Source organism: Streptomyces sediminimaris (assembly GCF_047049295.1).
Classification (GTDB): Bacteria; Actinomycetota; Actinomycetes; order Streptomycetales; family Streptomycetaceae; genus Streptomyces; species Streptomyces sediminimaris.
In genome coordinates this window covers 7342532-7365818 of sequence record NZ_JBJWOT010000001.1, presented here as the reverse complement: position 1 = coordinate 7365818, position 23287 = coordinate 7342532, and the positions used below count along the sequence as shown (strand labels likewise).

At 72.9% G+C, this 23287-nt stretch carries 21 protein-coding genes; 10 read left to right on the top strand and 11 right to left on the bottom strand.

All coding sequences use genetic code 11. The features are described from left to right. Positions 1–35: 35 nt before the first annotated feature. From ACJ9NR_RS33755 to ACJ9NR_RS33730, 6 genes are all read right to left on the bottom strand, one after another. Positions 36–1334 (bottom strand): ArsB/NhaD family transporter, encoded by a 1299-nt coding sequence (locus ACJ9NR_RS33755; RefSeq protein WP_412490881.1) that lies wholly within the window; start codon positions 1332–1334, stop codon positions 36–38. Next, positions 1331–2614, bottom strand: a complete 1284-nt coding sequence (locus tag ACJ9NR_RS33750; protein ID WP_412490882.1) for a cation:proton antiporter — start codon at positions 2612–2614, stop codon at positions 1331–1333. The genes ACJ9NR_RS33755 and ACJ9NR_RS33750 overlap by 4 nt, the downstream gene beginning before the upstream one ends. Positions 2615–2780: 166 nt before the next feature. Continuing rightward, positions 2781–2981, bottom strand: coding sequence for a hypothetical protein (locus tag ACJ9NR_RS33745; protein ID WP_412490883.1), 201 nt, complete (start codon positions 2979–2981; stop codon positions 2781–2783). Continuing rightward, positions 2978–7858 carry a DNA repair ATPase gene (locus tag ACJ9NR_RS33740; RefSeq protein WP_412490884.1) on the bottom strand — a complete coding sequence of 1627 codons (4881 nt, stop codon included), beginning with the start codon at positions 7856–7858 and terminating at the stop codon, positions 2978–2980. Before ACJ9NR_RS33740 ends, ACJ9NR_RS33745 begins: the two co-directional genes overlap by 4 nt. A gap of 74 nt (positions 7859–7932) precedes the next feature. After that, positions 7933–9966 (bottom strand): flotillin family protein, encoded by a 2034-nt coding sequence (locus ACJ9NR_RS33735; RefSeq protein ID WP_412490885.1) that lies wholly within the window; start codon positions 9964–9966, stop codon positions 7933–7935. A gap of 91 nt (positions 9967–10057) precedes the next feature. Continuing rightward, positions 10058–10537, bottom strand: a complete 480-nt coding sequence (locus ACJ9NR_RS33730; RefSeq protein ID WP_412490886.1) for a hypothetical protein — start codon at positions 10535–10537, stop codon at positions 10058–10060. 238 nt (positions 10538–10775) lie between these two features. On the opposite strand from ACJ9NR_RS33730, the gene ACJ9NR_RS33725 reads away from it, so the two are divergent. Next, positions 10776–11834 (top strand): PucR family transcriptional regulator, encoded by a 1059-nt coding sequence (locus tag ACJ9NR_RS33725; RefSeq protein ID WP_412490887.1) that lies wholly within the window; start codon positions 10776–10778, stop codon positions 11832–11834. A 147-nt stretch (positions 11835–11981) separates the two neighbouring features. On the opposite strand, the gene ACJ9NR_RS33720 is transcribed toward ACJ9NR_RS33725, so the two are convergent. Beyond that, positions 11982–12662: a DUF2202 domain-containing protein gene (locus tag ACJ9NR_RS33720; protein ID WP_412490888.1), complete on the bottom strand. Its 681-nt coding sequence runs from the start codon at positions 12660–12662 to the stop codon at positions 11982–11984. Between the two features lie 239 nt (positions 12663–12901). Between ACJ9NR_RS33720 and ACJ9NR_RS33715 the strand changes: the two genes are divergently transcribed. The 5 genes from ACJ9NR_RS33715 to ACJ9NR_RS33695 all read left to right on the top strand — a co-directional run bounded on the left by ACJ9NR_RS33715 (position 12902) and on the right by ACJ9NR_RS33695 (position 17168). Continuing rightward, the gene (locus ACJ9NR_RS33715) at positions 12902–13228 is read left to right on the top strand and encodes a rhodanese-like domain-containing protein (protein WP_412490889.1); all 327 of its coding nucleotides are present in this window, start codon (positions 12902–12904) and stop codon (positions 13226–13228) included. Between the two features lie 92 nt (positions 13229–13320). Next, positions 13321–14550 carry an NAD(P)/FAD-dependent oxidoreductase gene (locus tag ACJ9NR_RS33710; protein ID WP_412490890.1) on the top strand — a complete coding sequence of 410 codons (1230 nt, stop codon included), beginning with the start codon at positions 13321–13323 and terminating at the stop codon, positions 14548–14550. A gap of 120 nt (positions 14551–14670) precedes the next feature. Then, positions 14671–16056: an MBL fold metallo-hydrolase gene (locus ACJ9NR_RS33705; RefSeq protein WP_412490891.1), complete on the top strand. Its 1386-nt coding sequence runs from the start codon at positions 14671–14673 to the stop codon at positions 16054–16056. A gap of 103 nt (positions 16057–16159) precedes the next feature. Continuing rightward, positions 16160–16447, top strand: a complete 288-nt coding sequence (locus ACJ9NR_RS33700; protein WP_412491838.1) for a metal-sensitive transcriptional regulator — start codon at positions 16160–16162, stop codon at positions 16445–16447. Positions 16448–16562: 115 nt separating this feature from the next. Then, a complete protein-coding gene (locus ACJ9NR_RS33695) occupies positions 16563–17168 on the top strand; it encodes a class I SAM-dependent methyltransferase (protein ID WP_412490892.1) in 606 nt (201 codons plus the stop codon). A 12-nt stretch (positions 17169–17180) separates the two neighbouring features. On the opposite strand, the gene ACJ9NR_RS33690 is transcribed toward ACJ9NR_RS33695, so the two are convergent. Genes ACJ9NR_RS33690 through sqr form a run of 4 tightly spaced genes read right to left on the bottom strand, consistent with a single transcriptional unit; the run spans position 17181 to position 19967 of the window. Then, complete coding sequence (locus ACJ9NR_RS33690; RefSeq protein ID WP_412490893.1) at positions 17181–17864, bottom strand: PIG-L deacetylase family protein; 684 nt, start codon at positions 17862–17864, stop codon at positions 17181–17183. Position 17865: 1 nt separating this feature from the next. Beyond that, positions 17866–18339: a DsrE/DsrF/DrsH-like family protein gene (locus tag ACJ9NR_RS33685; RefSeq protein WP_412490894.1), complete on the bottom strand. Its 474-nt coding sequence runs from the start codon at positions 18337–18339 to the stop codon at positions 17866–17868. 34 nt (positions 18340–18373) lie between these two features. Further along, positions 18374–18691 carry a TusE/DsrC/DsvC family sulfur relay protein gene (locus tag ACJ9NR_RS33680; protein ID WP_412490895.1) on the bottom strand — a complete coding sequence of 106 codons (318 nt, stop codon included), beginning with the start codon at positions 18689–18691 and terminating at the stop codon, positions 18374–18376. Between the two features lie 34 nt (positions 18692–18725). After that, the gene (gene sqr, locus ACJ9NR_RS33675; protein ID WP_412490896.1) at positions 18726–19967 is read right to left on the bottom strand and encodes a type III sulfide quinone reductase, selenoprotein subtype; all 1242 of its coding nucleotides are present in this window, start codon (positions 19965–19967) and stop codon (positions 18726–18728) included. Positions 19968–20244: 277 nt separating this feature from the next. Here sqr and ACJ9NR_RS33670 point away from each other — a divergent pair, with 277 nt between their 5' ends. The 4 genes from ACJ9NR_RS33670 (at position 20245) to ACJ9NR_RS33655 (ending at position 23230) form a co-directional block, all read left to right on the top strand. Beyond that, positions 20245–20697 carry an OsmC family protein gene (locus ACJ9NR_RS33670; protein WP_412490897.1) on the top strand — a complete coding sequence of 151 codons (453 nt, stop codon included), beginning with the start codon at positions 20245–20247 and terminating at the stop codon, positions 20695–20697. Next, positions 20694–22388, top strand: coding sequence for an aminotransferase class V-fold PLP-dependent enzyme (locus ACJ9NR_RS33665; RefSeq protein WP_412490898.1), 1695 nt, complete (start codon positions 20694–20696; stop codon positions 22386–22388). Before ACJ9NR_RS33670 ends, ACJ9NR_RS33665 begins: the two co-directional genes overlap by 4 nt. Before the next feature lie 47 nt (positions 22389–22435). Continuing rightward, positions 22436–22807 carry a thioredoxin gene (trxA, locus tag ACJ9NR_RS33660; protein ID WP_412490899.1) on the top strand — a complete coding sequence of 124 codons (372 nt, stop codon included), beginning with the start codon at positions 22436–22438 and terminating at the stop codon, positions 22805–22807. A gap of 126 nt (positions 22808–22933) precedes the next feature. Then, entirely contained in the window at positions 22934–23230 is a 297-nt protein-coding gene (locus tag ACJ9NR_RS33655; RefSeq protein ID WP_412490900.1) for a metal-sensitive transcriptional regulator, read from the top strand. The last annotated feature ends 57 nt before the right edge of the window (positions 23231–23287 follow it).

The window sequence follows — 23287 nt, the reverse complement described above, 5'->3', positions numbered from 1 at the left end:
GGCACACCCGGGCACCCGGGAGCGGGCGCCCCGCCTCACGCCAGCGCGAAGTACCGCAGCCACACGTAGCCGAGCGCGACGGTCACCGTCGCCGCCGTCACGACCAGCCCGTACTTGGTGAACTGCCAGAAGGAGATGGGCTGGCGGCTGCGCTCGGCGATGCCGAGGACGACGACGTTCGCGGAGGCGCCGATGGCGGTGGCGTTGCCGCCCAGGTCGGCGCCGAGGGCGAGGGCCCACCACAGGACGTGATCGCTCGCCCCGCCCATGTCGTGCACGAGGTCGGCGGTGATGGGGGCCATGGTGGCGACGTACGGGATGTTGTCGACGATGCCGGACAGCACCGCCGAGCCGCCGAGCAGGGTCAGGGAGCCGCCGAGTTCGTTGCCGCCGATCGCGTCCGCCAGCCGCTGGGAGATCTGGTCGACGACGCCGGTGTCGATGAGGCCGCCGATCATGACGAACAGGCCGGCGAAGAAGGCCAGGGTGGGCCACTCCACCTCGGTCAGGACCTCCTGGGTGTCGACCTGGGAGACGGCGACGAGGAGTCCCGCGCCGAGCAGGGCGACGATGCTGGGCTCGTAGTGCAGCACCGGGTGGAGGACGAAGCCGGCCACGACCAGGGCCAGGACGACGAGTCCCTGGACGAGCAGGCGCGGGTTCCTGATGGCCTCGCCCTCCTCCAGCGCCATGATCTCGGCGGCGCGGTCCCCGTCGTAGACGAAGGACTTGCGGAACATCACCCGGCACAGGGCGATCAGGACGAGCACCAGGACGGTGGCCAGCGGGGCGAGGTGGACGAGGAAGTCGTTGAAGGTGAGGCCGGCCCGGCTGGCGATGATGATGTTGGGCGGGTCGCCGACCAGGGTGGCCGTGCCGCCGATGTTGGACGCCATCACCTCGGCGATGAGGAACGGCGCGGCGGGCAGCGCGAGGCGCTCGCAGACCAGCAGGGTCACCGGGGCGATCAGCAGGACGGTGGTGACGTTGTCGAGCAGCGCCGACGCCACCGCGGTGATCACGACGAGCATGACCATGACCCGGAAGGGTTTGGCCCGGGCGCGCTTGACCGCCCAGATCGCCAGGTACTCGAACAGGCCGGTCTTCTTCAGCACGCCGACGATCATCATCATGCCCATGAGCAGGAAGATGACGTTCCAGTCGACCCCGGAGTCCTCGGAGTAGAACGCCGAGACGTCGTCGGTCGCCCCGATCGCCAGCATCAGCCCCGCGCCGCCGAGGGCCACGGCGACGCGGTGGATCTTCTCGCTGATGATCAGGGCGTACGCGCCGACGAAGACGGCGATCGCTGCCCAGCTGTGCCAGTCGTTCACGTTCCTCCGGTCTTGCCGTGGGCCCGCGAGGCCGCGGGTCGGGGGGTTCGGGGGGCGTCCGTGCCGCCGGGGCCGCCGGGCCCGTCGGGTCCGTCGTCGGGGATGCCCGCCAGGTCCTCGACGTCGAAGGCGCGGGCGATCGGCACGTCCGTGGAGCTGTGCGCGACGATCGAGAAGGCGATGCAGACGGCGATCAGCGTGAACGCCTCCTCGGCCCGCGGGATGCCGGACTGCAGCACCAGCAGCCCGTACACCACCGACGCGAAGCCCTTCGGGCCGAACCAGGCGGCGACGAGCTTCTCCCGCCGGGAGATGCCGGTGCCCAGCAGGGACAGCAGCAGCGATGCCGGGCGGATCAGCAGGATCGCCAGGACGACGGCCGCGTATCCGCCGAGCGACAGGTCGCCGAAGAGGCTCGGGGTCAGCAGCGCGCCGAAGACCAGCAGCGCCGCGAACTTCGCCAGTTCGGCCAGTGCCTCGCCCAGCGGCTCGAAGGACGCCTTGGCCTCGGGCGAGACGTGCCCGAGGACCGCGCCCGCCGAGAAGGCCGCCAGGTACGGGTTGGCGTGCGTGAGGTGACAGGTGGCGTAGAGGATGATCCCGGTGGCCAGCGGCAGCAGCGGCTGCAGCTTGGGCTCCGCGCCCAGCAGCGGCAGCCGCACCAGCCCGTTGACGAGCAGGGGGAGCACGACGCCGAGCAGCAGCCCGAGCAGCAGCTCCAGCGCGATCTTCCCGGGCGACGCCTCCAGGCCCGGGGCCGTGGGACCCGCGGCGGCGATCAGGAGCATCACGACCGGCAGGGCGAGGCCGTCGTTGACGCCGCTTTCGACGTTCAGCAGCTGGCGCAGTTTGGCGGGGACCTCGGCGCGCCCGACGATCGCCGAGGCGAACACCGGGTCGGTCGGCGCCAGCACCGCGCCCACCAGGAACGACGTCGTCCAGTCCAGGCCCACCAGGTAGTGCGTGATCAGGGCCATGAAGACGAACGCGAGCGGCATGCCCAGGCCGAGGGCCCGGGCCGGGTTCTTCCAGTGCGCGCGCAGGGTCGGCAGCGACACGTGCATGCCGTCGGTGAACAGCACCGCGAAGAGGGCCAGGTCGGCCGTCACGGACACGATCCCGCTGTCCGGCGTGATGTGGATCAGCCCGAGGAATCCGTCGCTGACGAGCGCGCCGCCGGCCAGGAAGAGGAACGACGTGGACAGCACTGTTCGCGCCGCGAGGCCCGACAGCAGCACCGCCACCAGCAGCGCGACACCGAACACCACCACAAGCACCATGGCCGCAAGCCCCGATCGGAAGAGAGATCTGTCCTCGACTCGCCGACCAGGCTTCCCGGCACACCGGATGGAACCTTACCTGTTCTTGATACATCTTTGACAGGTTGCCCATACGCACCTGTCCGGCGCGTACGTTGCCGGGTCCCGGCAACGTACGGACCGTGCCTCACCCATGCCCGCGCGGGAACCGGTTCCGGTGGGCGCGGGCCCGGCGCCGGGCGGCGCGGAGACCGCGGGGGGCGGCCGCCCCGGTCCGCAGGGTGTCCGCGCCCGCGTCCATGCGGCGCCGGTCCCGCCGGACGAGCACCAGTGTGCCGGCCGCGACGATCAGCAGGGCGGCGGCCAGGGGGATCAGGAAGGACGTCACGGCTGCTCCTTCCGCCCGGCCGCGTGCCGGGCGCCCGGCTCGACGGGGACGGCCGGTGCATCGACGGCGCGGCTGATCGCCGTCTCGACGGCGGCCACCCGGTCGGCGACGAGGCCGAGGGCCGCGACGGCGCGGACCAGGGGGTCCTCCTGCGGGCCGCCGAGCGTCCGGGTGCGGACGTAGGCGGCTTTGAGCTCCGCCCAGCGCCGGGCCTGCGCGGGCGTCAGCGTGCCGCGCAGTTCGGCCAGTTTCAGCAGGTTGGCCTCGGCCCCGCCGGTCAGGGTCCGCGCCTCCGCGGTGAAGTGGTCGTCGAGGACGGCGGCGAGTTCGGCGTCGTTCATGACCGGCCGCAGCCGCTGGGCGATCCTGTTCATGGTGCGGTACGAGCCCTGGAGGCGGAACGGCGGTTCGGTGCGCGTGGCCTCGGACTGCGCGGCGGAGGCGATGTAGGCGGCGTTGACCGCGAGGACCGTCTCCCGCGCGGCGAGCAGATGGCGCAGGACGGCGACGATCTGTTCCACCTCGGCGGGCGCGCAGGGGTGGACGAGACGGTCCGGCCGGGCCGTGGAGTCGTGTGCGGCGAGCCGGACGAACAGGTCGAGGTCGGCGCGGTCGCGCCCGGCGAGCGGGGCGAGGACCGGGTTCGAGGTGAGCGCGTTCTCCAGGAAGCTGTGGGCGAAGGCGTCCTCCTTGCCGGTGAGGACGTCGCCGAGGTTCCAGACGTCGGCGCGGCTGGCGAGCATGTCGGGCACGTGGAAGCGGGCGCCGGACTCGGTGTAGGGGTTGCCGGCCATGCAGACGGCGAAGCGTTTGCCGCGCAGGTCGTAGGTGCGCGGTTCGCCGTCCCACACGCCGTCCACGCGCCGGGTGGCGTCGCACAGCGGGATGAACTTCTGCAGCAGCTCGGGCGAGGTGTGCTGGATGTCGTCGAGGTACAGGAGGGTGTTGTTGCCCGCCGCCAGGGCGAAGTTGATCTTCTCGATCTCCTGGCGGGCGGTGGCGTTCGGGGCCGCGGCGGGGTCGAGTGAGGTGACGGCGTGTCCGAGCGCCGGGCCGCTGATCCTCACCAGCAGCAGGCCGAGGCGGTCGGCGACGTACTCCATCAGCGTCGTCTTGCCGTAGCCGGGCGGGGAGACGAGCAGCAGCAGCCCGCCGGTGCCGGTGCGCCCGCTCTCGCCGGCGGTGCCGAGCTGCCGGGCCAGGCTGTCCCCGACGAGCGGCAGGTAGACCTCGTCGATGAGGCGGCCCCGCACGAACCCGGGCATGGCGCGCGGGCGGTGGTCGTCCAGGCGCAGGCGGGCGCGTTCGGCGGCCACCAGGGCGGTGCGCCGGCGCTGGTGGGCGCGGAACGCGGGAACGTCCTGTTCGGCGAAGCGCCCGGTCCGGGCGAGGAACTCGTCGAGCCGCAGGGTGAGTCGGCGGGCGGTGATCCGCGGATGCGTGCCGAGCAGGCCCTCGACCGTGGTCACCGGCACGACGGCGGACACGTGGCGGGTCAGGTCCGGGCACAGCTCGGCGGCCACCGCCTCGGCCAGGTCTCCCGGGGCGAGCTCGGTGCCGGTGGCGCGGGCGTACGCCGACAGCCACGCCTGGGCCAGCTGGCGGCGGGCGCCGAGGTCGCCGAGCGCGGCCAGGTCCTCGCGGTAGGCCGGACCTCCCGCCGTGCGGCGGAACGTGTCGAGCAGGGTGCGGGTGGTGGCGCCGAGCACGAAGCCCTCGGGACCGGTCGTCAGTTCCTCGAAGAGGTACGACGCCGCCGCCCGGCCGGGCTGCCCCGACCAGGCCCCGACCGCCTCGGCCAGCTCGCCCTCCAGGTCGGCGATCGCGCCCGCCGGGCCGAAGGTGTCGCGGGCCCGGGCGAGGGACACCGCCCGCCGGGTCCAGGCCGCGCGCTCCTCGGCCGTGGTGCCGTGGGCCCAGAACAGCTGCGCTGCGGCACGGGCGCCGGGCTCGTGGCGCAGGCATCCGGCCCGCTCGTACAGGGGCAGGAGGGCGGTGAGGATCAGCGTGGCGTCGTGGTCGTGGACGCCGCGCTCGTAGCCCTCGTCGTACGCCTCCCGTGCCGCCTCGCGCACCACGGCGGTCAGGTCGGCCTCCGCCAGGCCGGCGGGGCCGTGTGCGGCGAGCAGGCGGGCGGCGAGGTGTTCGGCGCGGTAGACCTCGGGTGACTCCGAGGGCAGGTGCCGGTCCGCGTGGGAGCCGGTGCCGGTGAGGCCGGGGTCGGTGACCGGGGAGCGGTAGTCGGTGCCGGTCAGGGCGAAGGCGAGGCCGTCGCCGTGCGGCACCAGGGTGAGGTCGGGGAGCTGGGTGGTGACGGCGAAGCGGTGGGCGCCCAGGCGGAGGGTACGGCCGTCGTCGGCGTACAGGTCGGTGCGGTCGCGCAGGGCGCGGGTGGCTTCCTGCTGTGCGGACCTCAGACGGCCGTCCAGCTCCTGCGCCCGTACCGGGTCGCCGAGCTCGCGCAGTTCACCGGCGGTGCGGCGGACCTTGGCGGTCATGGGGTCGGAGGCGAAGTACGTGGCGACGGCGTCGGCGTCGGCGAGCGTGGCCGCGCGCCGGGCGATCGTCTCCAGGACACGGTCGGCGGAGGCCGCGAGTTGCCCGGCGCGGCGGGCGCGGGCGTCCAGCAGGGCCTGCTTGCGCGCGGAGAAGGCCTCGTAGACCTCGGCGCGCTTGCCGGCGAGCTCGCCGAGGAAGTCGTCGAACTCCGCGAACCGCGCCTCCAGGTTCTCCAACCGGACCAGTAGCAGGGCGAGTTGCTCGTCGCAGGCGTCGTGGTCCGCCGCGGTCGCGAGCGCGCCGGTGACGGCCTGGCCGAGCAGGGCGAACTCGGCGGCGAACTCGGCTCGTCCCTCGCTGTCGCGCAGCGTGCGGCGGCGCGCGTCCAGAAGTGCGCGGGCCCGGTTCACGCCGCCCAGCACCTCGGCGATGTGCTCCAGGACGGACGTGCGCACGGTGGCGTCGCCGGTCTCGAGGCCGGTGACGACCTCGGTGACCGTACGCAGCGTGCCGGCGAGGTCGTCCAGCCGGGCGGCGACGGGCTCCGCCTCGGCCACGCTGCCGATCGACCCGGCGTCCGCGGCCAGCCGCTCGACGTCGGTGTGCTGCGGGGCGAAGGCGTCCTCGCGGGCGAGGAACGTGACGGCCCGCTGCCCGAACGAGGCCAGGTCCGCCTCGGCCCGGGCGGCGAGTTCGTCGATCCGGGCGGTGTCGGCACCGCGCATCTCCTTCAGGGTCAGCACATGCCCCTGTGCCTGCCGCAGTTCGCTCAGCCCGCGCACCCAGGCGGCGGCCTCGCGCGGGGTCTCGCCCCGCAGCCGGCGCACCACCGCCGCGAGCCTGCCGGCGGCCTCGTCGAGGGCGTCCTCGGCCTGCCGGGCCAGCGTCCGCACGGTCCGGAACTCGCTCAGCACCTGACGCGCGGTGTCCAGCACGGCGTCCAGCGGGGTACGCAGGTCGCCGAGTTCCCCCTCGCCCAGCCAGTGGTGGCTGTCGGCCGCCCGGACGCAGGCGGCGACCAGTGCCTCGTAGACCTCGACCGTCGGCGTGGTCCCGGCGACCGCGCGGCTGATGGCCAGGCAGTCCGCGATGCCCCGCACCAGGTCGGCGTTGCCCACACGGCCCAGGGGGCCGCTGCCCGCCAGGGTGGCATGGGTGTCGCGGACGTAGGGGGAGGACCAGAGCTGAAGCGGGTGGACCCGGGCCGGTTCCCCGTCCCCGGCCCGCAGGACCATCAGCGTGCCGTCGTCGAACAGGGCCCATCCCCGGCAGGGCAGCGGTGCGGCGGCCTCCTTGCGGATCGTGTTGTACGACAGCAGCAGGCTGCGTCCCTCGGCGCGGGCGTGGAAGGCGTACAGCACGTCCTCGCCGTACGGCGAGCGCACCTCGCGTTCGAACTCGAGCCCCGAGCAGTCGAGTTCGTAGGTCTTGTGGTCGCCCGTGGCCAGGCAGTAGCCGCCGGCGAAGACGATCCCCTGGTCCTCGGGCAGGCGGCGGCACGCCTGCCCGATGCCGTCGAGGCGGACCACGGTCCGGGTGAGGGTGCTGAGGACCAGATGGCGGCGGGTGTCCTCCTTGTAGGGGCGGATCCGCAGCAGGAGCAGGTCGCCCACCCGGGCGTGCGCGACGTCCGCGTCGGCGAGCGACTGCAGCGGCTCGTCGACGGGCTCGTCGTACAGTTCCTCGCCCTGCCGCGTGGTGACGGTGAGCCTGCCGCCCACGGTCGAGACGAAGGCCTCGCCGCCCACGGAGACGCGCGGGTGGCCCTCACCCAGGACGTGGTCCTCGCGGGTGGCCTCGGTCCAGGTGAAGTCGTGGGCGGGCGGGAGCACGTGGTCGCGTTCGCCGCGCGCGTCGAGGAAGGCCGCCCGCCCGTCCTCGGTCACCGTCCAGCGCAGCACCCGGACGTCGTCGGTGGTGTCACCGGTCTGGAAGACGGCCAGCAGCCTGCCGCCGGTGCGACGGGTGTGCAGCAGGCGCGCCTGCCGGTAGTAGCGGTGCAGGTCCGCGAACTCCCGCTGGAATGCGGGGTCGTCGAGCAGACCGGGCACGGCGTCCTGGGGCAGCCGGTTCAGGTCGCGGTCGTACAGGGCGAGGACGTCGTCCGCCCGCGGCTCGGGCCGGCCGGCGTGCCGTCCGAACAGCAGCCGGTCGCCGACCGCGACGACGTCCCGGGGCAGGCAGGGGTGCTCGGTGCGCAGCCGGCCGGTCCCGGTGAGTTCCAGGCGCGGGGCGCCGAACTCCTCGACGCGGCGGGCGTTGAGGAGTTCGGCGCCCCGCGCCAGCTCGGCGGCCCGGGCGGTGAGCCGGTCGCGCAGCACCTCGTACGTTCCGCTGTCGAGGGTGTCGCTCGACGTCTTCTCCAGGGCCGTTGCCATGGATCGTGCATCCCTTCGAAAGGCGCGGGCCGGAGCCGCCGTCCCCTGTGCGGCGGCTCCGGCACCGCGGGTCATCAGGCCCCGGCCGTGCCGTCGAGAGCGGTGAGCGGGGTGTCGGCGAGGCCCAGCTCGCCCGCGCGGTCGAGGAGTTGCTGCAGCTGCCCGGCGTCGGTGCCACCGGACTTCATGAGCTTCATCAGCAGTGCGGACACGGTCAGGTTCTGCACGTCGGCCGTGGAGAATCCGCCGAGGATGCCGCTGAGGTCGGCGGTGAAGCTCGACGCGCCGTCCAGCCAGGGCTTCGCCAGCGCCTGCACGGTCCCGGAGTGCTCCACGAAGCCGTCGACGCCCTTGCCGAGCGTGATCGCCCCGACCAGCCGGTCGAAGAAGACCGAGTCGCCGCCGACGATGTCGATGTCGGCCTTCTCCAGCCCGGTCGCCAGCACCGTGGCCTGGGCCTCGGCGACCTGGCGCTGCACGTCGAGACCGGCCAGCCGGATCTCCTTCTCCGCCTGCAGCCGCAGCCGGTACTCCTCGTGCCCGCGGGACGCCTCGTCCAGGGCGGCCATCGCGGCCGCCTTCTCGGTCAGGCCGGCCGCCTCGGCCTTCAGCTTCTCGCCGATGGCCGTCGCCTCGGCGAGCGCCCTGGCCTGCGCGCCCTCCGCCTCGGCCCGCATCCGTGCCCCGGTGGCGGCGGCCTCGGCACGTCCGGCCTTCTCGATGACGTCGGCCTCCTTGTCCCGCACCTGGACCACGGCCAGGCCCTCGGCCGCCGCCTCCGCCTGGGTTCCCTCGGCGAGCCGCAGCTTGGCCCGGGCGTCGAGGTCGGCGCACTTCAACCGGGCGTCGGCCAGGGTGAGTTCCTCGGCCGCCCGGTGGGTGGCCGCCTGCTCCGCCGCCTCCGCGGCCTTGATGTCCTTGACGAGCTTCTCCTGCGCCTCGGCCTCGGCGGCGATGACGACGGCCTGCCGCTCCCGTTCCGCCTCCTCCACCGCCCGCAGCCTCTTGATGGCCTCCTCCTGCTCGGCGACCGTCCGGTCCACGGCGACGCGCTCCCGGATGACCTCGGCGATCTCCCGCTTCTCCGCCTCGACCTCCTTGTCCTTGGCGATCCGGGTCAGTTCGGTCTCCCGCTCCCGGGCGATGACCTCCAGCAGCCGGTCCTTCTCGATGCGCTCGTTCTCCACGGCGATGACGCGCTCGCGGTTCTTCTGCGCGACGGCGACCTCACGGGCCTGGTTCTCGCGCTGCACGCCGAGCTGCTCCTCGGCGCGCAGGAAGGCGCTCTGGGCCCGCTGCCGTTCCTCCTCCACGACCCGGGCGGTCTCGGCCTCCTCGCGGGCCCGGGACGTCTCGATCTCGCGGCGCTGCTTGATCTCGGCGTCCGTCTGCCGCCGCTCCAGCTCCAGGATCGCCTCGCGGGCGTCGACGTTCTGCCGGGTGATCTCCTTCTCCTCGGTGCGCTGCGCCTCGTTGGTGCGCACGTGCTCCACGACCGTCAGCTCGGTGATCTTGCGGATGCCCTGGGCGTCGAGGACGTTGGCCGGGTCCAGCTGCGACAGCGGCGTCTGCTCCAGGTAGTCGATCGCCGCGTCCTCGAGGTGGTAGCCGTTGAGGTCGACGCCGATCAACTCGATGATCTTGTACCGCAGTTCCTCGCGCTTGGTGTAGAGGTCGGTGAAGTCCAGTTGCTTGCCGACCGTCTTCAGCGCCTCGGAGAACTTGGCGTGGAACAGATCCTGCAGCGTGCCCGGGTCGCTGGCGCGCGCCGTGCCGACGGCCTGGGCGACCTTGATGACGTCCTGCACGGTCTTGTTGACCTTGATGAAGAACGAGATCCGGATGTCCGCGCGGATGTTGTCGCGGCAGATCAGCCCGTCCCGTCCGGCCCGGGTGATCTCGATCGTCTTCACCGAGATGTCCATCACCTCGGCCCGGTGCAGCACCGGCAGGACGACCTGTCCGGTGAAGGTCACGTCGACCTTGCGCATCTTCGACACGATCAGTGCCTTGCCCTGCTCCACCTTCCGGAACAGACGCGAGACGACGAACAGCGCCGCGACGACGAGAAGCAGGCAGGCGGCGGTGAGCACGCCGATGACATTCATGGCATACGTCCTTGCTGCACAAGGCAGTTGAAGTAGGAAGGGAGAAAGGTGGAGCTGGGCGGGGCGGGCCCCCGGCCGGGAGCGGCCGGGCTCAGGTGGCGCGATCGCGCGCCGCGGCGCAGGCGGGCCCGGGTTCGTCGGGGACGGCTCGCCGCTCCCGCCGGACGGACGGGCGGGCCGGCGGCCGGCGGGAGGCGCGGAGGCGGGCCGGCGGTCGGCGGGAGACGAGCAGGCGGGAGACGAGCAGGCGGGTCAGCCACCAGCCGGCGAACAGAGCCGCCGCGGCTCCCACCGGACGCGCCAGCCCGGTCACGACTCCCGCCGGCGCGAACCAGGTGAGCAGCACCGCCGTGCCGACGCCGAGGATCCAGCAGAGCGCGGTCAGCAGGGACAGCGCGACCGCCACCGGCACCCCGCCCATCCCCCACGCGTCCAGGTCGAGGTCGGCGTCGAAGCTGCCGGAGTGCGTCACGCCGGCCGCGACCAGCAGCCAGAAGACGACGACCACGACGAGGGCGGCGGTGAACAGGATGAGCGGAAAGCCGGTGGCGGCCTCCATGAGCGTCCGCATGCTCCGCCCCCCTCCCGTGTACGCGCCGTGTCGACGAGGCACCGCCCGCGTTCGGGTTCCGGTGCCGGGGACCTGCCGGTGCCCGGCACCGGAACCGTCCGCAGTGCTCCCCGCACGGCATGATGCACGGCCGGAGCGCGTGCGCGCATTGCCGGTTCCCGGCAGCGTTGCGTAGGGTCTGCATGCCGGTGAGCCGCTAAGAAACCATCACCGGGGCATCAGGATTCCGGGGGACGGCGTGACACAGCGGGAGATACCCGATCAGTATTTGGACGGCTATGCCCGGATCCTGGCCGAGGTCTCGGCCACCGGCCGCCGCCTCACCCGTGAGGAGATCGAGTCCCGGCGCGCTCTCGGGGAGCAGGCCGCCGACGCCGGCCACGGGCTGCGCGCCCTGGTCGGCGCCCACCTGGCCGCCGCCCGGGCCGTGTGGCCCGACACCCGTGGTTCGGCCGACAGCACGCTCGCCGCGGTGCAGCAGGTCGTCGACGCCTTCGCCGAGGGATACGAACGCGCCCAGCGGCTCGCCGTGCGCCAGGAGGAGGCGGCCCGCCGGGAGTTCATCGACGACCTGCTCTACGGCCGCAGCGACCTCGGCCGGCTCTCCGAACGCGCCGAACGCTTCGGCCTGCGCCTGTCCCACGCCCACGCCGTCGCCGTGGCGCAGGGCCCGGCCGCCTACGACGAGGGCAGCCCCGTGTCACGGCAGGTGGAGCAGGCGCTGATCGCGCGCTTCGGCAACCGCAACGTCCTGCTCACCACCAAGGACGGCCGGCTGCTGTGCGTCGCGCCGGGTCACGAGAGCGAGGTCCTGCCCTACTTCGCCAAGCAGGCGTACGCCGCCACCGACGGCGGCCGGGTCGCCATCGGCCGCCCGCAGCCGGGACCCGGCGGGGTCGTTCAGTCGTACGAGGAAGCCCTGAGCGCCCTGGAGATGGCGGACCGTCTCGGTTTCGACGAGCCGGTCCTGCGCACCACCGACCTGCTCGTCTATCCCGTTCTGACCCGTGACCGGCAGGCCATGGCCGACCTCGTGGTCAACACGCTGGGCCCCCTGACGGGCGCCCGCGGCGGCGCCCAGTCCTACCTCGACACCCTCACCGCCTACTTCGACTCCGGCTGCGTCGCCACCGAGGCCGCCCGCCGCCTGTCCCTGAGCGTGCGGGCCATGACCTACCGCCTGGACCGCATCCACCAGCTCACCGGCGCCAACCCGGCCGACCCGGCCCACCGCTACATGCTCCAGACCGCGGTCATCGGCGCGCGGCTGCTGAACTGGCCGGCCGAGGAGTTGTGATCCGCCTGCCGTGAACGGGCCGGGCCGGCCCTTCCACCGGGCCGGCCCTCCGCTTCGGCCGGCGGAGCCGTGGGGGGACGCACCGCGAGCGATGGTCCCGCCCGGCACCGGGCGGGACCATCGCCTCCGGCTCGCCCTGCTCACGGTCTACTCGTCGGCGATCCAGTGCTCGAACGCCGCCAGATGGCGCTGGGAGGCGTCGAGCAGATTGCCGTACACCTGGCGGGTGTCCGGGGCGGTGAGCCCGGACAGCGCCCCGGTCAGCGCGGCGACGTCGTCCTTCTCGACCGTGCGGCCCGCCTTCAGGGCCCCGGCCAGGCTGTCCTCACCCTGGCGCAGGAGCCGGTCGTAGGTGGCCCGGACGGCCGGGTCGGTGAACTCGCCGGCCTGCTTGCCCGCGGTCGGGTCGGTGATGCCGTAGCGGTCCAGCAGGGTGCGCACGGCGCTCAGGTGCTGGGTCTCGGCCGCCGCGATCCGCTGGAAGATCCGCACGTCGTAGCGCTGGGCGAACACCGTGTAGAGGTCGTGGGCCAGCTTCTCCTCCTCGGCCATGCCGGCCAGCGTGGTCTTCTGCGCGGCCGTCAGGGTGCCCTGCGGGGCGAGCGCGGTCGCGGCGCAGTTCCCGTCGTGCCGGAAGCCGGAGCCGTCCGTGTCGCCGCCGTGGTGGCGCGCCTGGTACCGGGACTGCGTGAGCACACTCTGGGAGGCGCTCTGCGCCGCCGGAGCGGCGCCGCCCGGGTCCGCGGTCACCGGGCCGACGGCGAGCACTCCGCCGACGGCCAGGGCGCCCGCTGCGACCGCCGTCGCGATCTTGGTGTTGCGCTTCATGGCGAACCTCCTCGGTTCCGCGGGAGCCTCCCTGTGTTCCCGCACCGTCACCGTCGCGCCGGGGCCTGCAGTCGCCGTGCCGTGCGTGTGGAGACGGGATGGAGAGCACCACCGGGCGTCGGCACCGGGCCGGGTGTTGCCTCTGGGGTAAATACCCCAGGGGGTATTTGACGCTCCCCCTCGGACCGTCGTACGCTCGCCGGCAAGATACCCCCCGGGGTAATTGAGGAGGCAACGAAGTGGCTCGTGAAGTAACACAGGAGGCGTTCGCGGCGGCCTGGGCCGACGGTGCGCTCGTCGTCGACGTCAGGGAGACGGACGAATACGCGGCCGGGCACGTGCCCGGCGCACGGCTGATGCCGCTGCGCACCGTGCCCGTCCGCCACGAGGAACTGCCCTCCGGCGGGCCGGTCTTCGTGATCTGCGCCAGCGGCAACCGCAGCAGGACCGCCGCCGACTGGATGAACTCCCGCGGCATCGACGCCTACTCGGTCACCGGCGGCACCGGCGCCTGGGTCCGTGCCGGGCGGCCGATCGCAGCCGGGCGCCACGAGCGCGCGGCCTGAACCCATCCCCGTTCGGGCTCCGCCCGGCACCCGACCGCCGATCCTTCGGCCCGTACGACACCGGCAGCGACCACTTGGAAAGGAGCACCGCCATGGCCGCCACCCCCTCCCCCACCGACGCACCGATCTCCGGGCGTCACCGCGTCGCCGTCATCGGCGGCGGCAGCGCCGGAATCAGTGTCGCCGCCCGCCTGCGCCGCGCCGGCCTCACCGACATCACCCTGATCGAACCGTCCGACACCCACTGGTACCAGCCACTGTGGACCCTGGTCGGCGGCGGGCAGGCACCCCTGCGCACCACGCGCCGCCCCGAGGGGTCGGTGATACCGGACGGCGTGCGCTGGATCCGCCGCCGGGCCCTGGCCGTCGATCCCGAGGCCCGCACCGTGACCCTGTCCGGGGACGCCGAACTCGCCTATGAGTACCTGGTCGTGGCGCCCGGGATCCAGCTCGACTGGAACGGCGTGCCGGGCCTGGCCGAGGCCGTCGGCCACGACCGGGTGAGCAGCAACTACGCGCCCGAGTACGCCCCGCGCACCTGGGAGCTGATCCGCCAGATGCGCTCGGGCACGGCCGTCTTCACCCACCCGGCGACCCCGCTGAAGTGCGGCGGCGCCCCGCAGAAGATCGCCTACCTGGCCGCCGACCACTGGCGCCGGCGGGGGGTCCTCGACGACATCCGGATCGTCCTCGTCATTCCCGACCCGGCGCTGTTCAAGGTGCCCGCCTGGACGCGGGTCCTGGAGCAGGTGGCCGACCGCTACGGCATCGAGGTCCGGCTGCGCTCCGAGATGACCGGCGTCGACGGTGCGGGCCGCGAGGTCACGATCACCGACCACGCCGGCGGCACCAAGGAGACCATCGGCTACGACCTCCTGCACGCCGTGCCGCCGCAGAGCGCGCCCGACTGGATCAAGACGGGCCCGCTCGCCGATCCCGCCAGTCCGCAGGGCTTCGTCGCCGCCGACAAGCACACCCTCCAGCACCCGCACCACGACAACGTCTTCGCCCTCGGCGACGTGGCGAACCTGCCCACCTCCAAGACCGGCGCGGCCGTGCGCAAACAGGCCCCGGTCGTGGCCGCGAACCTGCTCGAGGTGATGAAGGGACGCTCCCCCTCGCACCGTTACGACGGCTACACCTCCTGCCCGCTGGTCACCGCCCGCGACCGGATGCTGCTCGCCGAGTTCGACTACGACCTCAATCCCACGCCCAGCTTCCCGCTGATCGACCCCTTCAAGGAGCGGCGCACGATGTGGGCGTTCAAGCGGTACGGCCTGCCGCCCGTGTACTGGCACGGCATGCTCACCGGCCGTCTGTGACCGTCGCCGGCCCGGGCACCCCCCGCCCGGGCCGGCCACCCCGCTCTCCGGCGAGGGCGGGCCGACCCCTTCCGCACACCCCCGCGTGACCCAACCTTCCGATACGGAGGTCTTCCGACCATGTTCTTCGCCCAGTACTACCTCGACTGCCTCTCCCAGGCGTCGTACATGATCGCCGACGAGACCACGGGCAAGGCCGTCGTCGTCGACCCGCGCCGCGACGTCTCCGAGTACCTCACCGACGCGGCCGCCCACGGCTTCACCATCGAGGCCGTCGTCAACACCCACTTCCACGCCGACTTCCTCGCCGGCCACCTCGAACTCGCCGACCGCACCGGCGCCTGGATCGGCTACGGGCAGCGCGCGGAGGCCGAATACCCCATCCACAAGCTGGTCGACGGCGAACGCATCGTCCTCGGCGACGTCCAGCTGCAGATCCTCGAGACCCCCGGCCACACACCGGAGTCGATCAGCGTGCTGGTGTACGAGCACAAGGACGACACCGTCCCCTACGGGGTCCTCACCGGCGACGCGCTCTTCATCGGCGACGTCGGCCGCCCCGACCTGCTGGCCTCGATCGGCGTGACCGCCGACGAACTCGGCAGCATGCTCTACGACACCATCCAGCACAAGCTGATGGCGCTGCCGGACGCCGTCCGCGTCTTCCCCGCCCACGGCGCCGGGTCCGCCTGCGGCAAGAACCTCTCCACCCAGCGCCAGTCCACCATCGGCGAGCAGCGCGCCACCAACTACGCCTGCCGGCCGATGAGCGAGGAGAGGTTCGTGGAACTGGTCACGGCCGGACAGCCCTCCGCGCCCGCCTACTTCGTCTACGACGCCATCCTCAACCGCAAGGAGCACGGCCTGTTCGACGCCGCCGCCGCACCCGTGCCGCTGTCCGTGGAGGAGTTCATGCGGCGCCGCGCGGCCGGGGCGGTCGTGCTCGACGCCCGTTCGCCGCAGGACTTCGCGCCGGGGCACCTGCGCGGTTCTGTCAACGTGCCCGCGGACGGCCGCTTCGCCGAGCAGGCGGGCATGGTCGTCGCCCCCGAGCAGGACGTGATCGTCATCGCTCCCCAGGACCGCGAGGAGGAGGTCGTCACCCGGCTGGCCCGGATCGGCTTCGACAAGGTCGGCGGCTATCTGCGCGAGCCCGAGGGCGCCTTCCCGGACCTGGCCGGCGAACTGGAGCCGGCCAGCCGCCTGACCGCCGAGGAACTGCGCCGGCTGCTGGACGGGGACGAACCGCCGCTGGTGCTCGACGTGCGCAACACCGCCGAGCGCGAGGAGGGCCTCATCGAGGGCTCGCTGCACATCCCGCTGGCCGAACTGGCCCGCCGCGGCGACGAGATCCCCGCCGGGCGGCCCCTGGTCGTGCACTGCGCGGGCGGTCACCGCTCCTCCATCGCCGCGAGCCTGCTGCGCCACCAGGGGCGTACCGACGTCTCCGACCTGCTCGGCGGCTACGGCGCCTGGCTCGCCGAGCCCGCGCCGGCCGGCGCCTGACCCGTCCGTCGCCGGAGCATGCGAGCCGTTCACCCGCACCACGCAGCGATCCGGCACCAGCAGGAGCGACAACCCGGCCCCGAGGAGGCATCCGGTGGACGACATGGACGTCGTGAGCGTCGTGAACGGGGAAGCGGAATCGTGGGCCGAGGTGCTCAACCGGCTGCGGCGGGCCCAGGGACAGCTCGCCGCGGTCATCACGATGATCGAGGCGGGGCGGGACCGCAAGGACGTCGTCACCCAGTTGGCCGCGGTCTCCCACGCCCTGGACCGGGCCGGCTTCAAGATAGTGGCCGAGGGCATCCGCCAGTGCCTCACCGAACGGCAGCAGGGACACGTCCCGCCGCTGAGCGAGGCCCAGCTGGAGAAGCTGTTCCTGTCGCTCGCCTGAGCCGCCCGTACCGGCTCCCGTGCGTCGCGGCCGGGTTCTGGGGGACGATGCTGAGGACCGTACGACGGCGGCAGCGGCGGTGCGGACACGCGCACGGCAGGATGAGGGGAAGAGCATGGACGCGGCGAGCTGGGACGAGCGCTACCGGGGCGGCGAACTGGTCTGGAAGGCCGAACCCAACCGGTTCGTCGCCCAGGAGCTGGCCGGTCTCGAGCCGTCCGGGCGGGCGGTGGACCTGGCCGCCGGCGAGGGACGCAACGCCGTCTGGCTCGCGGAACGGGGCTGGGACGTGGACGCCGTCGACTTCTCCGCCGTGGCGCTCGAGAAGGCGCAGCGGCTGGGCGCCGAGCGGGGCGTCCGGCTGCGCACCGTCCACGCCGACCTCACCCGCTGGGCGCCCCCGGAGGCGGCGTACGACCTGGCGGTGATCGCCTATCTGCACCTGCCGTGGCCGAGGATGGCCGAGGTGCTGCGCCGGGCCGCCCCCGCCGTGCGCGAGGGCGGGCACCTGTTGCTCGTCGGCCACGACGCGGCCAACCCCGAGCACGGCCACGGCGGACCGCAGGACCCGGGCGTGCTGTACAGCGCCGGACAGGTCGCCGACCTGTGGCGGCCGTACGCCGACATCCTGCGGGCCGAGACGGTCGTCCGGCCGGTGACCGACTCCGAGGGCGTCGGCCACGACGCCCTCGACGCTCTCGTCCACGCCGTGCGGAGGTGACGGCGGCCGGGGTCACTCCAGGGGCCGCAGGTACTCCCGGTCGCCCAGGAGCTCCAGACGGCGCCAGAGCACCGGGTTGGCGGACGACTGACTGGCGTGACAGGCGATGGCGCGGCGCTGGCGCTGCCGCGGCACCGGCTCGACGACCTGGCACTCGGCCGGGTCCCGCCCGGTGAAGGCGGTGCCGAACTCGGTGTTCAGCCGGTCCGCCACGGCCCGCGGCAGGGTCCAGCCCAGCAGGGCGACACCGGCCCGGTGGGCGGCGAGCAGCGCGGCCCGGGTGGCCTGCTGGTGATCCCGGTGCCCGGTGACGCCTCCGGTGTCGAACACGAGCAGGTGGGTGGGGTGCTGCTCGCCGATCAGGCGGGTCACCTCCGCCGCGAGGCGGGGCACCGGGACGTCGGCGAGCGCGCCGTCCGGATGTCCGGTCAGTTCCACCTGCCCGACGCCGAGTTCCCGTGCCGCGTGGGTGAGTTCGTCCACGCGTACGGTGCGCAGGTCGCCGGGCCTGCCGTGCAGGGTGGACGCCTCGCCGTGGGTGAAGCAGAGGACGGCCGTCGGCACTCCGGAGTCGGACAGCATGGCCAGGAGGCCGCCCAGCCCGAACGACTCGTCGTCGGGATGGGCGACCACCGCCAGCACGCGCCCGATGCCGTCCGGCAGACCGCCTCCGGCGCCTGTGCCTGTGCCGGTCATCTCAGGTGTAGATGATCTGGCTGCCGGCCGCGCGCTCGTAGAACTCGCCGACCGTGATGATGCCCTGGACCTGCTCGACGAGGTCGTCCTTGTCGAGTTCGAAGAGGTCGACGGACGCCTTGCAGGCGTAGATGCCCGCGCCGGTGTCGGCGATCATCTCGATGAACTCGGGGATGGGCGGGATGTCGAGCTTGTCCATCTTGCGTTCCATGTAGTGGGTGACCAGGTCCGGCACGCCGGGCAGACCGCCCAGCAGGGTGGGCAGGTGCAGACCGGGGTTGCCCACGGTGGCCAGCTTGATGTGCTCCCAGTGCTTCTTCGTGATCGCCTCCAGGCCGAAGAAGGTGAAGAACAGATCGGCTTCGATGCCCTCGGCGCGGGCCCCGTTGGCCATGATCAGGGCCGGGTAGATGCCCTCCAGCGAACCCTTGGAGACGACGATCGAGACCTTCTCGATGGTTGCGGTGTCGGCCATGACGGCTCGTACTCCTTCTGGTTGCGGCCGCGGCTCAGATGCAGCCGCGGGGCTTGGGGATGCCGGCGATCCTCGCGGCGGTCTTCGCGGGTCCCTTGGGGAAGAGCTGGTAGAGCTCCTTGACGCTGACACCGGAGGTCTTGCCGAGCACCCGCACGGTGGGGCCGGTGCCCTTGGCCGCGTACTGGGCGCGCATGAAGCGGATGACCGTCCAGTGCCGGTCGGTCAGCTCGCCGATGCCCTGCTCGCGGGCGATCTGCTCGGCCATCGGCTCGGTCCACCGCGCGGGGTCGGTGAAGAAGCCTTCGTCGTCGACGGGGACGTCGGTGTCTGCGTAGGTGGCGGTGGGCATGGCGGGGTCCTCTCCCCTCGTCGGATGCGTGCTCTCAGGCGGGCACGTGGGTCTTGCCGCGCTCGGGCATCGCCGAGCCGATGCCGGGCACGTCCCGGCCGGGCAGCAGGCTGTGCCAGTACAGCCACTCGAAGGCGAGCTTGCCGAGGTGGCTCGCGTGCGACTCCTTCAGCAGCGGCAGGCCCACGGGGCCCGGGTAGTGGCCGGGCAGCGGTTCGGTGTCGTAGTTGAAGTCGATCAGCAGGGCCTTGTGGAAGCCGGTCTCCACGAAGCAGCTGGCATGCCCGTCGAAGGAGGCGTCCAGCGGCTGTCCGGTGAGGAAGCGGCCGATGTTGTGCACCAGCACCTCCCCCTCGAAGTGCGCCACCGAGCCGGCCTTCGAGGCCGACAGGCCCGCCGCGTCGCCGATCGCGAACACCTCGGGGCGGCCGGGGAGTTGGAGGGTGTGCGGGTCGACGGGCACGAAGCCGAGTTCGTCGCCCAGCCCCTCGGAGCGGTCCACGTAGGCGGCGCCACCGTGCAGTGGCACCACCACCGCCAGGTCGAACGGCACCTCGCGTTCGTCGTACGACACCAGCCGGCCGCCGGCCCCGTCGACCTCGCCGAGCGTGAACTCGGTGATCAGCTCGATCCCCTTGTCCTGCAGCAGCCCGCCCAGCGCCTTCGCGGCGACCGGCTTGGTGAACGCGCCGTCGAGCGGCGTGGCGTACGCCAGCTCGACCCGGTCCCGGATGCCGCGCCGCTTGAAGTACCAGTCCGCCAGGAAGGCGAACTCCAGGGGCGCCACGGGGCACTTGAGCGGCAGGTCGGCCACGTCGATCACGATGCGGCCGCCGTCGAAGCGCTCCAGTGCCTCGTGCAGAGCGGTCGCGCCGCGCAGGTCGTAGAAGGTGAAGACCCGCTCGCCCCAGCCGGGCCCGGTCAGGCCCTCGGTCTCCTCCGGCAGCAGCCGGGATCCGCTGGCGACGACGAGGACGTCGTAGGTCAGGTGGATGCCGCCGGCCAGGTGCACCGTCCGCCGGTCCAGGTCGACCCGGTCGATCCGCGCGCTCTTGTAGTCGACGGACGCGTCCAGCTGACGCGGCCGGGAGCGCACCAGGTGCCGCGGTTCGGCGAGCCCGAACGGCACGAACAGCAGACCGGGCTGGTACAGGTGGTCGTCATCCTGATCGACGACCGTGACGCGGTACTCGTGCGCGTCGTCCGCGCGGCACAGGCGGTTCGCCGTCATGGTGCCGGCCGTTCCGCCGCCCAGAATCACGATGTGTTTGGCCATGCCCCCACTGTGGTGCGGGGGATGACGGCCGGACATGGGCCGCTGGTCCCCACTGCCGTACCCACCCGGGTATCACTTCGGCCCGCCCACCGGCCCTCCCGGTCCTCACCGTCCGACACGAAACCCCTGGGCAAAATACCCCGCAGGGTAGATCTCCGGGCCGGCGCCCACGAGGGCCGAACGGCCCCGTCCGCACCCCGTCGGCCTCTCGATACCGGGCCCGGCGCGCGGTCGACTGGAACGCGGAGCAGCCGACACCACCGAGAAGGGCCCGGCCATGACCGCCAGCGCACCACAGACCCTCGGCACGAACCAGTCACGGGCCGGGGAGGTCCATCGTTTCGAGGTCGCCCATGTCGAGCGGGACACCTACACCGTGGACGTCCGCGGGCACCGCGTCCAGGTCGACCAGCCCGCCGAGCTGGGCGGCACGGACACCGCGCCGACGCCCACCGAGCTCTTCGCCGTCTCCCTGGCCACGTGTGTCGCGTTCTACGCGGGCCGCTATCTCCACCGGCACGGCCTGTCCCGCGCCGGGCTGCGGGTCCGCACGGGGTTCACCATGTCCAGCGACCGCCCGGCGCGGGTCGCCTCCGTGCGCCTGGTCGTCGTCCCGCCGCCCGGGCTCTCCGAGCAGCGGCGCGCGGCCCTGCTGGCCGTGGCCTCGCACTGCACGGTCCACAACACCCTGCATCAGCCGCCCGAGATCGATATCGAGCTGGAGCCATGAGCACGGCCTCGGCGCCGGCCGTGCCGGTGCTGGTGGAGCGCGTCCGGAGCGGCCTCATCGGCGACGACGAGGTGCTCGACGGCCCCTACGGCCCGAAGCGGATCGTCTACGCCGACTACACCGCGTCCGGCCGAAGTCTCGACTTCATCGAGGACTTCGTCCGCGAGCAGGTGCTGCCACGCTACGGCAACACGCACACGGAGAGTTCCAGCACCGGTCTGCAGACCACCCGGCTGCGCGAGGACGCCCGCGGGATCATCCGCGAGGCGGTGGGCGGCACCGAGGACGACCTGGTGATCTTCTGCGGCTCCGGCGCCACCGCCGCGGTCAACAAGCTGGTCGGCATCCTCGGACTGCGCCGCCCGGACCGGCCGCCGCCGGCCGAGCGGCCGGTGGTGTTCGTGGGCCCCTACGAGCACCACTCCAACGAGCTGCCCTGGCGCGAGTCCGTCGCGGACGTGGTGGTGATCGACGAGGACGCGGACGGCCACATCGACCCGGCGGGGCTCGAAGCGGCGCTGCGGCGCCACGCCGACCGCCCGCTGCGCATCGGCAGCTTCTCCGCCGCCTCCAACGTCACCGGCATCCTCACCGACACCGACCGCGTCGCGCGTCTGCTCCACGCGTACGGCGCCCTGTCCTTCTGGGACTACGCGGCGGCCGCACCGTACATCCCGATCCGGGTGGCACCGAGCGCGCCGGGCGCCGGGGACCACAAGGACGCGCTGTTCATGTCCCCGCACAAGTTCGTCGGCGGCCCGCAGACGCCCGGGGTGCTCGTGGTGCGGCGCGAGCTGGTGCACAACCCGGTGCCCACCGCGCCCGGCGGCGGCACGGTCGCCTTCGTGGACCCGCTCGGTCACCGCTACCTCGACGATCCGGTGGCCCGCGAGGAGGGCGGCACCCCGGCGATCGTGGAGTCCATCCGGGCCGGACTGGTCTTCGCCCTCAAGCAGGCCGTCGGCACCGACGCCATCCAGGCCGCCGAGGAGCGCCACTGGCGGCGGGCGCTGACGCGCTGGGACCGCAACCCGGGCATCGAGATCCTCGGCAACCACCACGCCCGCCGCCTGTCCATCGTCTCCTTCCGCGTCCGCCACGGCGAGCGCGCCTACCTGCACCACAACTACGTCGTCGCCCTGCTCAACGACCTCTTCGGCATCCAGGCCCGCGGCGGCTGCTCCTGCGCGGGCCCCTACGGCCACCGCCTGCTCGCCATCGACTCCCCCACCTCGCACGCCCTGCTCGACGAGGTCGCCCGCGGCTGCGACGGCATCAAACCCGGCTGGGTCCGCGTCAACTTCAACTACTTCATCAGCGACACCGTCCGCGACTACCTCATCGACGCCGTCGACCTGATCGCCGTGCACGGGCACCGGCTGCTGCCCGACTACCGCTTCGATCCGCACACCGGGCAGTGGCGCCATCACCGCGGCCCCGCGCGACCCCCGCTGCGGCTGACGGACGTGCGCTTCGGCGCCGACGGCCTGCTGACCGCCCCGCTGCCCGGCCACCGGCGGCTGGGCGAGGAGGCGCTGGCCGGGCAGCTCGCCCGCGCCCGCGCGGTGCTCGCCGCCGGCCGCGGCCTCCTGGACGACGGTCCCACCGGGCTGCCGGCCGACTTCGAGCGCATGCGCTGGTTCCCACTGCCTCCCGTCTGCGTGGAACAAATCCGGACCGGCACCGGTTGAACCGAACGTATACCCCTCCGGGTATAGGAGAGGAAAGGGAAACCCCCATGCCGACCGTCGAACTGACCAAGGACAACTTCGAGGAGACCGTCACCGGCTCCGACATCGTGCTGATCGACTTCTGGGCGGCCTGGTGCGGGCCGTGCCGGATGTTCGGGCCCGTCTACGAGAAGGCGGCCGAGCGCCACCCGGACATCGTCTTCGGCAAGGTCGACACCGAGGCCCAGCCCGAACTCGCCGCGACCTTCCAGATCTCCTCGATCCCGACCCTGATGGCCGTCCGCGAGCGCACCGTGCTCTACGCGCAGCCCGGCGCCCTGCCGCCGCAGGCTCTCGAGGAGCTCATCGGCAAGATCCGGGCCGTGGACATGGAGGACGTGCGCCGGCAGACGGCCGCGGGTCCGGCGGCCGCGGGCTGAGCGTCCGGCCGGAGCGCCCGCCGTGCCGCGGGTGCTCCGCACCGGGCATCCCGGCACCCACTGGTCGACGCCGCCCCGAATCGGGACGTACAGTACCCCCAGGGGTATATTTTTCGAGGAGTGAACGTGGACATCGAACTTGCGGGCGCCGAGCTGAAGGCCGTACTGAACCGGCTGCGCCGCGCGCAGGGTCAGATCTCCGGGGTGATCCGGATGATCGAGGAAGGACGCGACTGCGAGGACGTCGTCACCCAGCTCGCCGCCGCCTCCCGGGCGCTGGACCGGGCCGGCTTCACCATTATCGCCACCGGTCTGCAGCAGTGCGTGAGCGACATCGACTCCGCCCGCGCCACCGACGCCGACGGCGAGGACCCGCAGGCCGTCCGCGCCCGCCTGGAGAAGCTGTTCCTCTCGCTGGCCTGATCACACCGGCCCGCCTCCGCGCCCCGGCCACCCCGATCGCGCCGGCGAGGAACACGC